The organism is Sphingopyxis sp. YR583 (assembly GCF_900108295.1).
Classification (GTDB): Bacteria; Pseudomonadota; Alphaproteobacteria; order Sphingomonadales; family Sphingomonadaceae; genus Sphingopyxis.
The window spans coordinates 1959194-1972016 of record NZ_FNWK01000001.1 but is presented as its reverse complement, the minus strand read 5'-3'; the positions used below and the strand labels follow the sequence as shown (position 1 = coordinate 1972016).

The 12823-nt window shown below is 66.3% G+C and carries 11 protein-coding genes and 1 pseudogene; 6 read left to right on the top strand and 6 right to left on the bottom strand.

Going from position 1 to position 12823, the window contains the following annotated elements:
• The first annotated feature begins 91 nt into the window (after positions 1-91).
• The 6 genes and pseudogenes from BLW56_RS09045 to BLW56_RS09020 all read left to right on the top strand — a co-directional run bounded on the left by BLW56_RS09045 (position 92) and on the right by BLW56_RS09020 (position 5297).
• The gene (locus tag BLW56_RS09045; RefSeq protein ID WP_093510194.1) at positions 92-1219 is read left to right on the top strand and encodes a glycosyltransferase family 2 protein; all 1128 of its coding nucleotides are present in this window, start codon (positions 92-94) and stop codon (positions 1217-1219) included.
• Positions 1207-2319 (top strand): hypothetical protein, encoded by a 1113-nt coding sequence (locus BLW56_RS09040; protein WP_093510193.1) that lies wholly within the window; start codon positions 1207-1209, stop codon positions 2317-2319. Before BLW56_RS09045 ends, BLW56_RS09040 begins: the two co-directional genes overlap by 13 nt.
• Positions 2320-2429: 110 nt before the next feature.
• On the top strand, positions 2430-3692 hold the full coding sequence (gene coaBC, locus BLW56_RS09035) for a bifunctional phosphopantothenoylcysteine decarboxylase/phosphopantothenate--cysteine ligase CoaBC (RefSeq protein WP_093510192.1): 1263 nt from the start codon (positions 2430-2432) through the stop codon (positions 3690-3692).
• Positions 3655-4116 (top strand): annotated as a pseudogene (gene dut / locus BLW56_RS09030) (dUTP diphosphatase); the annotation flags it as partial. The gene coaBC and the pseudogene dut, both read left to right, overlap by 38 nt.
• A 78-nt stretch (positions 4117-4194) precedes the next feature.
• Positions 4195-4944 (top strand): HesA/MoeB/ThiF family protein, encoded by a 750-nt coding sequence (locus BLW56_RS09025; protein ID WP_093510190.1) that lies wholly within the window; start codon positions 4195-4197, stop codon positions 4942-4944.
• Positions 4932-5297 (top strand): DsrE family protein, encoded by a 366-nt coding sequence (locus BLW56_RS09020; RefSeq protein ID WP_093510189.1) that lies wholly within the window; start codon positions 4932-4934, stop codon positions 5295-5297. The genes BLW56_RS09025 and BLW56_RS09020 overlap by 13 nt, the downstream gene beginning before the upstream one ends.
• A 12-nt stretch (positions 5298-5309) precedes the next feature.
• Here the strand turns inward: BLW56_RS09020 and BLW56_RS09015 are convergent, their stop codons facing one another.
• From BLW56_RS09015 to BLW56_RS08990, 6 genes are all read right to left on the bottom strand, one after another.
• Positions 5310-6029: a class I SAM-dependent methyltransferase gene (locus tag BLW56_RS09015; RefSeq protein ID WP_093510188.1), complete on the bottom strand. Its 720-nt coding sequence runs from the start codon at positions 6027-6029 to the stop codon at positions 5310-5312.
• On the bottom strand, positions 6029-7156 hold the full coding sequence (gene prfB / locus BLW56_RS09010; protein ID WP_093510187.1) for a peptide chain release factor 2: 1128 nt from the start codon (positions 7154-7156) through the stop codon (positions 6029-6031). Before prfB ends, BLW56_RS09015 begins: the two co-directional genes overlap by 1 nt.
• A 72-nt stretch (positions 7157-7228) precedes the next feature.
• Complete coding sequence (locus tag BLW56_RS09005; RefSeq protein WP_093510186.1) at positions 7229-9745, bottom strand: penicillin-binding protein 1A; 2517 nt, start codon at positions 9743-9745, stop codon at positions 7229-7231.
• Between the two features lie 62 nt (positions 9746-9807).
• Positions 9808-10431, bottom strand: coding sequence for a TetR/AcrR family transcriptional regulator (locus BLW56_RS09000; protein WP_093510185.1), 624 nt, complete (start codon positions 10429-10431; stop codon positions 9808-9810).
• The gene (locus tag BLW56_RS08995; protein WP_093510184.1) at positions 10428-11573 is read right to left on the bottom strand and encodes a DSD1 family PLP-dependent enzyme; all 1146 of its coding nucleotides are present in this window, start codon (positions 11571-11573) and stop codon (positions 10428-10430) included. Before BLW56_RS08995 ends, BLW56_RS09000 begins: the two co-directional genes overlap by 4 nt.
• Positions 11570-12823 carry a D-arabinono-1,4-lactone oxidase gene (locus BLW56_RS08990; RefSeq protein ID WP_093510183.1) on the bottom strand — a complete coding sequence of 418 codons (1254 nt, stop codon included), beginning with the start codon at positions 12821-12823 and terminating at the stop codon, positions 11570-11572. The genes BLW56_RS08995 and BLW56_RS08990 overlap by 4 nt, the downstream gene beginning before the upstream one ends.

Genomic DNA, 12823 nt, shown 5'->3' with positions numbered 1-12823 from the left:
GCGCGCTGTGGTTACCGGACATTTACCTTAAATCATTATGACCCGACCTCGACCAACCCCGGACATGAAATCCGGACAAAACCGAGGTTTCATGCGCCACGACACCCTGATTGCCGACACCATATTACCCGTCGATGCGCTTCCCCTAGAGGTCGCGGTCGTCGTGCCGACGCTCAATGAAGCCGGCAATGTCGAAAAGCTGATCGAAAAACTGTCGGTCGTCCTCGCGGGCCGCGGGTGGGAAGTCGTGTTCGTCGACGACAATTCGCCCGACGGGACGAGCGAGCTGGTGCGCCGGATCGGCCGCGGATCGCGCCATGTGCGGATCGTCCAGCGCGTCGGCCGCCGCGGCCTGTCGTCGGCGGTGGTCGAGGGTATATTGGCGACCGCCGCGCCCGTAATCGCGGTGATGGACGGCGACCTGCAGCATAGCGAAGATGCGCTGCCGAAGCTGATCGACGCGATCGTGGCGGACGGAGCGGATATCGCGGTCGGTACGCGCTATGTCGCGGGCGGCGGGATCGGCGATTGGGACAAGGATCGCGCACGGATGAGCCGGCTCGCGACCCGCGCCGGACAAATCGCGCTCGGCACCGATGTGTCCGATCCGATGAGCGGCTTTTTCGCGGTGCGCCGCGACGCCTTCGAACGCGCACTGCCGCGCCTGTCGGCGATCGGGTTCAAAATATTGATCGACATATTGGCATCGAGCCCGGCACCGCTGAAGGTTGCCGAAATCCCCTATCAGTTCCGCACGCGCGAGGCGGGCGAGAGCAAGATCGGCGCGCGCGTGATCGCCGAATATGCCGAACTGATCGCCGACAAGACGATCGGGCGCTTCGTGCCCGTCCGCCTGCTCAAATTCCTGATGGTCGGCGGGCTCGGCGTGTTCGTTCACCTTGCCGTGCTGCGCACGATCCTCGGCACCGGCAGCGCCTTTGTCACGGCGCAGACCGCAGCCGTGATGACGGCAATCGCGTTCAACTTCTTCCTCAACAACAGCTTCACCTATGCCGATCGCAAGCTCAAGGGCTGGCGTCTCGTCGGCGGCCTTGCCAGCTTCTATGCGATTTCGGCGCTGGGCGCGGTCGCCAACATCGGTATCGGCACCTGGATGGCGGGGCATGACGAGCGCTGGTGGGTCGCCGGGGTTGCCGGCGTCGTCGTCGGCGCGATCTGGAATTTCGCGATGTCGTCGGCGCTGACATGGCGCAAATAGCAACCGCCGCACCCGGCTGGAACCGCTTCGTCGGCGTTTCACGCCCCATCGCGGCGGCCATATTGGGCCTTCTCGCCTTGTTGATGGCATGGGGTGCGACGAGCGACGTCGGCCGCGATCATGTGAGGGTCGCAACATCCTCCTCGCCGCATTTCGACGGCCTCGTCGGCGATCATGCGCTCTACGCCCGCATCGCGCAGCGCGTCGCGGCGGGCGAATCCTATTATACGACGGCCGCGGCGGAACATCGCGCCGGCGACTATCCGCTGCGCCCCTTTGTCGCCGTTCGCCTGCCGACGCTCGCCCATATCGTCGCCGCGCTCGGCGAGAAAAAGGCGCAGCTCATATTACTCCTTATCGGCGGAGCGGCGATCTCCGCCTGGTATCGCCGGCTGCGAACCGAACCGGACCTGCCGCGTGCCGCCGCAATCGGTGCGCTGTTCGTCGCGGCGAACCTGACGCAGCTTGCGGCGCGCGAATGGATCTTCATCCACGAAGTCGCAGCCGGGGTGCTCATCGCATTGGCGCTGGCGCTCTATCGGCCTGCCCGCCCATGGGCCGCAATGGCCATCGTCGCAGCAGCGGTCGCGATCCGCGAGACCGTCTTGCCGGTCGCAATGCTGTTCGGGCTCTTTGCATTGATCGACCGCGACTGGCGCGCCGCGGCGGGATGGCTCGCGATCGGCCTCGGCTTCGCCGCGGGCCTCGCAGCGCATGTCGCGGCGCTGGCTGCGGTCACGACCCCCGCCGACGCCGCGAGTCAGGGCTGGAACGGACAAGGCGGCTGGATCGCCTATCTTTCGTTCGTCCAGGCATCGTCGCTGCTTCGCTTCTTTGCCGGATGGGTCGGCGCATTGCTCGTCCCGCTCGCGCTTCTCGGCTGGGCGGCATGGCGCTCGCGCCTCGGGCTCGCCGCGCTCTCGATCCAGCTTGGCTATGCTATGCTGTTGATGATGTTTGCGCGGCCCGCCAATTTCTATTGGGCGATGCTTGTGACGCCGACCCTGTTCATCGGCCTCGTCTTCGCGCCCGCGGCGCTCGCCGAGCTCGCACGCTCGCTGCGCGGAGAAAACGCCCCCAATCGAGCCACTGCCGTATAAGCCCTGCGCTTGAACTGCGGCAAGGAAGCGCATAACTGATGCGCGAAGGAGACGGCGATGAATCACCCCCTGTCGATCGCCGCCCCTGGCGGGCGGGCCTGCCACCACTGATGGCCGCACCGCGCATTCTTCTGATCATCGGCGGCGGGATCGCCGCGTACAAGAGCATCGAGCTCGTCCGGCTGCTGCGCAAGGGCGGCTATGTCGTCCGCTGCGTGATGACGCGTGCGGGCGAACAATTTGTGACGCCGCTGACGCTCGCCGCGCTGTCCGAGAACAAGGTCTACACCAATCTCTTCGACCTCAAGGACGAGGTCGAAATGGGGCATATCCAGCTCAGCCGCGAGGCCGATCTGGTCGTCGTCACGCCAGCCACTGCCGACCTGCTCGCCAAGATGGCGGCGGGGATCGCCGATGATCTCGCGACCACGCTGCTGCTCGCGACCGACAAGCCGGTGCTCGCCGCCCCCGCGATGAATGTCCGCATGTGGCTCCACGCCGCGACGCGGCGCAATGTCGCCACCCTGCGCGGCGACGGCGTGACGGTGATGGAGCCCGACGAGGGCGAGATGGCATGCGGCGAATATGGCCCTGGCCGCCTGCCCGAACCCGCCGCGATCAAGGACGCGATCGACGCTGCGCTCGCCAATGCGCCTGCCGTGCGGCCCCTCACCGGCCAGCCCGACTTTGCCCCGGCGGACCATCGCCCGCTGTTCGGGCGCCGCATCCTGATCACCGCCGGGCCGACGCACGAGCCGATCGATCCGGTGCGCTACATCGCCAACCGGTCGAGCGGAAAGCAGGGTTTTGCGATCGCCGCCGCCGCCGCCGAAGCGGGCGCCGAGGTGCTCCTGATCGCGGGGCCCGTCCCGTTGCCGACCCCGCCGGGGGTGATCCGCGTCGATGTCGAAACCGCGGTCGAGATGGCCGCCGAGGTTGCCGAGGGCCTGCCCGTCGATGCCGCGATCATGGTCGCCGCGGTCGCCGACTGGCGCGCCGCCGACACCGCAGCCCAAAAGATCAAGAAGGATGGCAGCGGACAGGTTCCGCCGCTCGCGCTCGCCGAGAATCCCGACATTCTCGCCAGCGTCGCCAAATCGCCCGAACGCCCGAAATTGCTGGTCGGCTTTGCCGCCGAAACCAACGACGTCATTCCGCACGCACAGGCAAAACTGGCGCGCAAGGGATGCGACTGGATCGTCGCCAATGATGTGTCCGCCGATCCGATGGGCGGCGAAAGCAACCGGGTGCATATCGTTAGCAAAGACGGCGTAGACAGCTGGGACCGGCTGCCCAAGCAGGCCGTCGCCCGCAAATTGATGGAAAAGATCGCCGATGAGCTCGAAAAACGCGCACCCCTTGAAAGAGATTGAGATCGCCCTGCAGCGGCTGCCAAACGGCGGCGGCCTGCCCCTGCCAGCCTATGCCAGCGATGGTGCGGCGGGGATGGACGTCGTCGCCGCCGAGACGCTGACGCTGCGCCCTGGGACGCGACACGCGGTGGCAACCGGCTTCGCGATGGCGATCCCCGCGGGTTACGAGGTGCAGGTGCGCCCGCGCTCGGGCCTCGCGCTCAAACATGGCGTCACCTGCCTCAACACGCCGGGGACGATCGACAGCGACTATCGCGGCGAAGTGAAGGTGATCCTCGCGAACCTCGGCGACGAACCGTTCGAGATCAAACGTGGCGACCGCATCGCGCAACTCGTCCCCGCGCCCGTCCAGCGCGCGACCTTTGCCGAAGTCGAAACGCTCGACGAGACCAAGCGCGGCGCAGGCGGTTTCGGATCGACCGGCGTCGAAAGCGATGCGGCCGACGAGACCGCGGAGACAGCAGGCGTCGCTTCCCTGTCAGGCATCAAGCTGCGCTAACCGGTGCTCAGCGACGCCGAACTCGACCGTTATGCCCGCCAGATCATCCTCCCGGCCTTTGGCGGGGCGGGACAGGCGAAGCTGAAGGCGGCGCATGTCGTGATCATTGGCGCGGGCGGGATCGGCTGTCCGGCGATCACCTATCTGGCGGCGGCGGGCGTCGGCAAGCTGACTATCATCGACCATGATGTCATCGAGCTGTCCAACCTGCAGCGGCAGCCGCTCTTCACCGATGCCGATATCGGCGCGCTGAAGGCAGAGGTTGCGGCCGGCGCGGCGCGGCGCATCAATCCGCACGTCGATGCCGTCGCCGTCGCCGAGCGGATCGACGCGGGCAATGCCGATATGCTGCTCGAAGGCGCAGACCTGATCCTCGACGGGTGCGACAATTTCGAAACGCGGCTCGTCGTGAACCGCGCGGCGGTGGCGCAGAGTATTCCGCTGCTGAGTGCGGCGATCGGCGCGTTCGATGGGCAGGTCGCGCTTTACGAGGGCTGGCGCGTGGGCCATGCCTGCTACGCCTGCCTTGTCGGTAACGACCCCGACCGGCCGGGGATCAATTGCGCCGAAACCGGCGTCATGGGCGCGCTCGCGGGAATGATCGGCACGATGGCCGCGCTGGAGGCGGTACGCGCGCTCAGCGGCTGGGGCTCCGCGTTGACGGGACGGCTCGCGATCATCGATATGCTCGACCGGCGCTGGCGCGAGGTCGGCGTGCCCAAAGATCCCGAGTGCCCGATATGCAAGGCCTGAACATCATCGTCGCGGTCGCCGAGGGACGGCGGCTTTATGCCGCGCTCGAAGCGGCGATGGCGGCGGCGGCGCTCGGACGGCCGGTGCGCATCTTCCTGCAGGGCGAGGCCGCGGTCCTGCTGCGCGCTCCCCTGTCCTTTTCGGGCGACGAAGCGCGCCGCGCCGCGGGGCAGCCCGACCTCGCATCGCTGGTCGAGGAAGCGATCGCGATGGAGGTCGCCCTCTTCGTTTGCCAGTCGGGCATGGCGCTCGCCGGCATGACCGCCACCGAACTCGTGCCGCATGTACGCGCGGCGGGGCTGGTCAGCTTCATGGCCGGGATCGACACCGACGACCGGCTGATCGTCTATTAGGGCCAATTCCCTTCAGGGATTGTCGCAGACCTTGATCGCATCGGGCTCGGGGCGCTTTCCTTCGGGCTCGAAGCGCGCGAGATAGCCGCCCGCATGCTGCTTGTCGTCGTAGGAGACGAGTTTGTAGCCCACCGCCTCGAACTCGCACACCAGCAGGCGGAAGGGCGTGCCGTGCTGCGCGACCGGACGATCGCCGTCGACGACGAGCACCTGCCCACCCTTGCGAAGCGCCGGGCGCAGCCGCCAGAGGAAGGCGTAAGGCTCACCGATCTCGTGATACATATGGACCATGAACACGCGGTCGAAGCTCGCCGCGGGCAGGCGCGGATCGTCGACCGCCCCGAGTTTGAGCGAGATATTGTCGAGCCGCTCGCGCGCAACGCGATCGGCAAGGCGCTCGATCACTTCGGGAATGATATCCTGCGCCAGCACGCGTCCGCCCGCCCCGACGCGCTGCGCGAGGCGCACGGTATAATAGCCGTCGCCCGCGCCGATGTCGGCAACCGTCATGCCCGGGCGGACGTCGGCCGAGTCCATCACATCATCGGCTTCGTTGACGCGGTCGCGCGCTTCCTCGGTCGACCATTTGGTCGAGACCGTCGGTGCCACCGGCCGGTCGGCGGGCGGAAAGTCGCGCGCGGTTTCGGCGCGGTCGCTGCCATCGTCCCACGGCGCGTCGCAGCCGCTCAGCAGCGGCAGGAACGCCAGCAGGACGGCGGCTGCGCGCTTCATCAGTCGATGTCTTCCACTTCGACCTTTTCGCCCGTCACCTTCTGCGACAGCGCCGCCGCCATGAAGGGGTCGAGCGCTCCGTCGAGCACGTCGGACGGCGCCGTCGAGGTCACCCCGGTGCGCAGATCCTTCACCAGCTGATACGGCTGGAGGACATAGGAACGGATCTGGTGGCCCCAGCCGATCTCGGTCTTCGCCTGATATTCGCCCGACGCCGCGGCCTCGCGCTTTTGCAGCTCGGCTTCGTACATCCGCGCCTTCAGCATGCCCATCGCGGTCGCACGGTTCTTGTGCTGCGAACGGTCGTTCTGGCTCGCGACGACGATGCCGGTCGGGATGTGCGTGATGCGCACCGCCGAATCGGTCGTGTTGACGTGCTGGCCGCCCGCGCCCGAAGCGCGATAGGTGTCGATCTTGAGGTCGCCCTCGTTGATCTCGATATCGATATTATCGTCGATCACCGGATAGACCCAGACCGACGAGAAGCTGGTGTGACGGCGCGCCGAACTGTCATAGGGCGAGATGCGGACGAGGCGGTGGACGCCGCTTTCGGTCTTGGCATAGCCATAGGCATTTTCGCCCTTCACTAGCATCGTGGCCGACTTGATGCCCGCCTGTTCGCCCGCCTGATATTCGACCAGCTCGACCTTCAGTCCGCGCTTTTCAGCCCAGCGGCTGTACATGCGTTGAAGCATTTCGGCCCAGTCCTGGCTTTCGGTACCGCCCGCGCCAGCATGGACCTCGATATAGGCGTCGTTCGCGTCGGCTTCGCCCGCGAGCAGCGCCTTGATCTTGTCTTCCTCGGCGCGCGCGGCGAGCGTCGCAAGGCTGGCGACCGCCTCATCGACCATCGCCTCGTCGCCTTCCATTTCGGCCAGCTCGATCAGTTCGGCGGTGTCGGCGCATTCGGTTTCGATCGCGCGCGTCGCGGTGATCGCCTCGTCGAGCCGGCGGCGTTCGCGCATGACTTCCTGCGCGGCCTTGGCGTCGTTCCACAGCGTCGGGTCTTCGACCTTCGCATTGAGTTCGTCGAGCCGCCGCACCGCGCGGTCCCAGTCGAGGAAACGCCGCAACAGCGCCAGCGCGGCGCCAATCTTGTCGATATGATCCTGCGCTTCGGCGCGCATGTCCTTGCTCCTGAAATATGTTGATCCCGCCCTTACGGCCTGACGGGCCGCAGGGGAAGGCGGTGCGCGACGTCAGATAATGCCGCCGCGGTCGTCGAGGAAATCGCTGTCGGTCCGGCCGGTCGATCCCTTTTGCGCGGGACCGCTCGAGCGCTTCGGTGCCTTGATCGGCTTGATTTCCTCTTCGCGAATCGTCCGGCGCGGCTCGCTCTCGGGCTTGAAGGCCTCCCAGATGATCGACGCCTTGGGATCGGTACCCGGCCAGCTGCCATAGACGCGGCGCCCCGACTGACGGTCGATGCGTACCATGCGCACGCCCTTGGGCGCACTGAAGGGGATCGGCTGGCGATCGGCAAGCGCGGCGAGCGCGAAATCCTTGAAGATCGGCGCCGCATAGCTGCCGCCCTGTGCATAGCCGCCCATGCTGCGCGGCTGGTCGAAGCCGATGTACATGCCCGCGATGACGTCGGGAGTGCCGCCGACGAACCACACATCGTTCGGGCCGGAGGTCGTGCCCGTCTTTCCGAACAGCGGGACATTGAGGTCGCGCAGCCGCACCGCGGTGCCGCGCTGGACGACGCCTTCGAGCATATGGACGACCTGATAGGCGGTGATCGGATCCATCAGCTGCTTGCCCGACTTGGCGAAGCGCGGCATCGGCCGGCCGTCCCAGTCCTTCTTGTTACAGCCTTCGCACGGCCTCCAGTTCGCCGGGAAGATCACCTTGCCGCGGCGGTCCTGCGCATAATCGATCACGCGCGGTTTCAATTCGCGGCCGTGATTGGCGAGCATCGCATAGGCATTGGTCATCTTTTCGACCGTCGTCGACCCGGCGCCGAGCGCGGTCGAAAGATAGGGCTCGTGCTTGCCGATCCCCATCGTGCCGATCATTTCGACCACCGGTTCCATGCCGATCTGGCTCGCGGTGCGCACCGTCATCAGGTTGCGCGACTGTTCGAGACCCCAACGCATCGTATGCTCGCCGCTGCCGCCCGCACCGCCGAAGTTGCGGAAACATTTGTTGCCGAAGCGCGCGCCCTGATAGACGCAAAAGGGTCCGTCGACGATCATCGTCGCGGGGGTCATGCCGTTGTCGAGCGCGGCGGCGTAGACGAAGGGCTTGATCGTCGAGCCCGGCTGACGTTCGGCCTGCGTCGCGCGGTTGAAAGGCGACAGACGGACGTCGAAACCGCCCTGCATCGCATAGATGCGGCCCGAATGCGGGCTTTCGACGACCATGCCCCCCGACACTTCGGGAATGTTGCGCAGCGCATAGCTGCTGCCACCGCTCGATTTGACGACGATCAGATCGCCCGGACGCATCGCCGAAAAGGCGCTGCCGCCGGTCTTGCGATACCCCATCGTCGCGGCGCTGGCGGGCAGCGTGCCCGTGTCGCCATTCGCGAAACCGATGCGCGCCGCACCCGCCGATTTCGAAAGCACCGCGGCGACACGCCAATTGTCGTAATCGATACCGATGAAGCTCGACGCGAGGCGGCTCTGCCACTGGTCGTCGGCCTCGATCGTCGCGATCGGCCCCGACCAGCCTTTGCCCGCGTCATAGCGCTGGAGCCCCTTGCGCAGCGCCATCGTGGCGCCTTGCTGCATCTTGCCGTCATAGGGTGTGCGCACCCAGAGGCCACCGGCATAGACGCTGTGCGGGCCCTTGTCGGCGGTTTCGCCGAACTGGGCGATCAGCTGGCGCCGGACCTCTTCCATATAATAGCCGCCGACCTGCGCGACCGCGGTGTTGCCCGTGTTGGTGAGGCCAAGCGGCATCGCACGCGCGGCGTCACGCTGCGCCGCTGTGATCCAGCCATTGCTCTCCATCGACCCGAGCACGAAATTGCGGCGCGCGAGCGCTTCCGCCGCGTTACGCGCGCGACCATATTTCTCCGGCGCCTTGGGCAGGATCGCAAGAAATGCCATTTCGTGCAGCTGGAGCTGGTCGACATCCTTGTCGAAATAGGCGCGGCTCGCCGCCTGCACGCCGAAGCTGCGGCGGCCGAGCGGGATTTCGTTGAGGTAGAGTTCGAGAATCTGTTCCTTGGTCAGCGCATCCTCGATGCGCATCGCGAGGATCGCCTCGCGCACCTTGCGGCGATAGCTGAGCTCGTTGGTCAGGAGCAGATTCTTCGCGACCTGCTGCGTGATCGTCGAGGCGCCGACGGGACGGCCGCTGCTGGTCAGGTTGGTGAAGATCGCGGTCGCGATGCCGGGATAGTCGATCCCGCCATGGCTGAAGAAGGTCTTGTCTTCGGCCGCGAGGAAAGAGCGCACGAGCAGTTGCGGATATTCGCTATATTCGAGCTGGACGCGCCGGTCGCGCGCATAGGCATGCACGGGCTTGCCCTCGCCGTCGCGAACCATCGTCGGCAGCGCCGGCTCATAGTCGCGAAGCTGGTCGACCGAGGGCAGATCGCGCGCAAAAACCGCCCAGATCAGCGCGATACCAAGCAGGCCCGCAAGCGCGAGATAGCCAAGCCAACGGAACCAGCGCCGCCCCCACATATCGCTCAGCCATGCGATGACGGCGTTGCTGTCGCGGCGCAGGCGCAAACGGAAATCGGGCGGACTATCGGCGGCCATATGCCCCCGCCTCTAAAGCCTGTGTCGACGAAAGGGAAGCGTGCATGCGGCGAGGCGCAAGACTAGACGCTGGTTGCCAGATCGCGCAGCGCCGAGCCGAGCATATCCGACACTTCGGCACGCACGGCAGCGGCCGAAACGCGGTCCTCTTCATACAGCATTTCGTCGGCGGCAAAGCCGAGTTCGACCGCGAGCCGCAGCCGCGCCCAGAGCGCTGCGGTGTCTATACCGCGAAGGTGCGGCACACAGGCATCGGCGAGCCGGTCGGTCACATGCCGATGCGATTCGAGCCGGACGTGGACAAGACGCGGCGTCGCGTGCAGCGCGCGCAATATCCACACCGCCCCCGGCTCGGCGCGCGTCACCGCGGCGTTTTCGGCCAGAAGCGCACCGATATGATCGGCCATGCCCGCGATCCCGCTCGCCGCATGCAACGCAAGCCAACGGTCGAGCACATCATTCTGGCGCTCCATCAACCGCCGCCCCAGCGCTTCGATCACCGCATATTTGTCGTCGAAATAGCGATAGAGCGCGGGCGGGGTCAGTCCGGCACGCGCGGCGATCATATTGGTCGAAATCCGCTCGAGCCCGACTTCGGCAAGCAAGTCGCCCGCGACGTCGAGCAAGCGTTCGCGCGTCTGCCGCGCGCGATCCTGTTTTGGCGGCTGGCGCGCGGCGACGATCACCGCGCGCGGCCGCGCGCGCTCACCGGCCAGATATCGATGAGCGTGTCGCCCGCGACGATATGATAATGGTCATAGAGATTCACCGTCGGGTCGCAGTGCGGCACGGTCAGGCTGACCGGATCGCCGGGCTGGAGCTCGTTCCCGATTCCCGGCGCGATCAGCGCGGCATGTTCGTCGCCCATGAACGCGAAGAAGGCGGTTTCGGGCGCTCCGCGCTGGACGACCGCGACGCCGCCGTCGGTCGAAAGCGACTTGTAGCCCGCATCGATCGTGACGAGCCCGCTGTGATTGGCACTGACAACGCGTGCGTCGACGGCAAGCGAAACCTCGAACGGGGGTTCGGCGCCGTCGGCGATGTCGCAGTCGAGATATTGCTTGTCCATGAAGACATAGCTGCCCGCCTGCAGCTCGTTGAAGACGCCGAGGTCGAGGTCGATGCGGTGCGTGCCGGTTCCCGATCCGGTAATGATTTCGGGCGCAAAGCCCGCCTCGGCCAGCGCGGCGATCACGTCCTGCAGATAGGCGGTGCGCTCGACGATCGCGGCGCGGCGATCGGCATAGCTTTCGATATGCTGCTGCGACCCGCAATAGAATTGCACTCCGCGATATTCGAGGTTCGGCGATGCGGCGATCGCCTTCGCCAAGGCCACGGCCCCTTTAGCCGACGCGACGCCGGTGCGCGCGATGCCGGGGTCGATGTCGATAATGACGTCAAGCTTCGCCCCCGCGGCCACCAGCGCCGCGTCGATCCGCTCGGCGACGGCCGGGTGATCGACCACCGCCATCAGCCCGTCGGCGGTCGCCGCCAGTTTCGCTAGCCGTTCGATCGCTGCGGGCGCCGCAACGGGCGAGGTGATCAGAATATCGGTCACGCCGCCCCCGGCCAGCGCTTCGGCCTCGCCGATCTTCGCACAGCATACGCCGACCGCGCCCGCTGCGATCTGGCGTTTGGCGATATCGACGCTCTTGTGCGTCTTCGCATGCGGGCGCAGCGCGACGCCGCGATCCGACGTGAGCGCCGCCATTCGCCCGATGTTGCGGTCGAGCGCATCGACATCGAGGATCAGCACGGGCGTGTTGAGGTCGGCACGCGATCCCTGCTGGCCGATCAGATGGTCGTGCAATTCACGGTCGGTCGTCATGCGAACAATGTCTCCAGATGCGGGTTGAGGAATTTACCGCCGGGATCAGCGGCGCGGCGAACCGCTGTATAGCGCGCAGCCATCGGGTAAAGCGCGGCGACGTCGGCACGGCTCAGCGTATGACGCTTGGCCCAGTGCGGCCGCCCCCCGGCACCGCGAAAGATCGCCTCGGCATCGGCGAACAGCGTAGCCCAGGGCATTTTTGCATATTGGTGCATCGAGATCGCGGCCACGGGCCCCGCGTTCATCGGGCTCATCCAGATATCGTCGGCGGCGACGGTGCGATACTCGAAGGGGAAGGTGACCGGCAGCCGTTTCTTGCGGATCCAGCCGACAACCTCGTCGAGCGTTTCAAGCCCGGCGGCACGCGGTATTTCATATTCCATCTCCTCGAACCGGATCGTGCGATCCGAGGGGAAAATGGCGTGCGCAGGGCCCCGGCGCCGACCGCTGATGTTCGTTCGCATCATCAGACGCTGCAGAAAGGGCGTGAGGAAAGGCAGCCGCGCCGCAATGTCGAGAATGCGCCGGAATGTCGCCTCCTCCATGTCGGTCGTGCTCGGCGGCGGGTCGCACGGGTCGCAGATATCCAGCGTTTTCAGGATCACATGGTCGCTGTGCGGAAAGAACCAGAATTCGATATGGCGGTGCTGCCGCGCCAACTCGTCATAGCTCTCGCGAATTTCGGCCCAGCGGCGCTTTTCGATCCGCTCGGACAGGTGAAAGGCGGGAACCACCGCGACCTCGATTTCGGTCGCGACACCGAACAGGCCGAGCGAGAGGCGCTGCGCCTGATAGAGGTCGGCGTTGGTTTCGGCATCGCACCAATGCGTCTCGCCATCGGCGCCGACGAGGCGGAAACCCCTCGCAAAAGTCGCAAGCGACCCCAGATCGACCCCGGTGCCATGCGTGCCCGTCGCCATCGCTCCAGCGAGCGACTGCGGATTGACGTCGCCCTGATTGGCGAGCGCCAGCCCCTCCTCCCACAGTGCCGCGGTCAGGCGGCGGATGCTCCAGCCCGCGGGAATGCGCGCGGTCCGGCGGTCGGCGGCGATACGCATCGTCCCCGCCAGATTGTCGAGGCTGACGATCAATTCACCCGATTCGCAAAGCGGCATGAAGCTGTGCCCGGCGCCGGTGACGCGCAGCCTGCTCGCGCTGCGGACGAGCGCCGCCAGTTCGTCCTCGCTTTGCGGGCGCGCGACCGCGCCGTTTGCGGTGACGCTACCCGACCAGTTGCTCCATGCCAT

Coding starts and splice junctions, on each gene's coding strand:
- BLW56_RS09045 (WP_093510194.1), top strand. CDS start 92: ATGCGCCACGACACCCTGATTGCCGACACCATATTACCCGTCGATGCG.
- BLW56_RS09040 (WP_093510193.1), top strand. CDS start 1,207: ATGGCGCAAATAGCAACCGCCGCACCCGGCTGGAACCGCTTCGTCGGC.
- coaBC (WP_093510192.1), top strand. CDS start 2,430: ATGGCCGCACCGCGCATTCTTCTGATCATCGGCGGCGGGATCGCCGCG.
- BLW56_RS09020 (WP_093510189.1), top strand. CDS start 4,932: ATGCAAGGCCTGAACATCATCGTCGCGGTCGCCGAGGGACGGCGGCTT.
- BLW56_RS09015 (WP_093510188.1), bottom strand. CDS start 6,029: ATGAAGCGCGCAGCCGCCGTCCTGCTGGCGTTCCTGCCGCTGCTGAGC.
- prfB (WP_093510187.1), bottom strand. CDS start 7,156: ATGCGCGCCGAAGCGCAGGATCATATCGACAAGATTGGCGCCGCGCTG.
- BLW56_RS09005 (WP_093510186.1), bottom strand. CDS start 9,745: ATGGCCGCCGATAGTCCGCCCGATTTCCGTTTGCGCCTGCGCCGCGAC.
- BLW56_RS08995 (WP_093510184.1), bottom strand. CDS start 11,573: ATGACGACCGACCGTGAATTGCACGACCATCTGATCGGCCAGCAGGGA.
- BLW56_RS08990 (WP_093510183.1), bottom strand. CDS start 12,823: ATGGCATGGAGCAACTGGTCGGGTAGCGTCACCGCAAACGGCGCGGTC.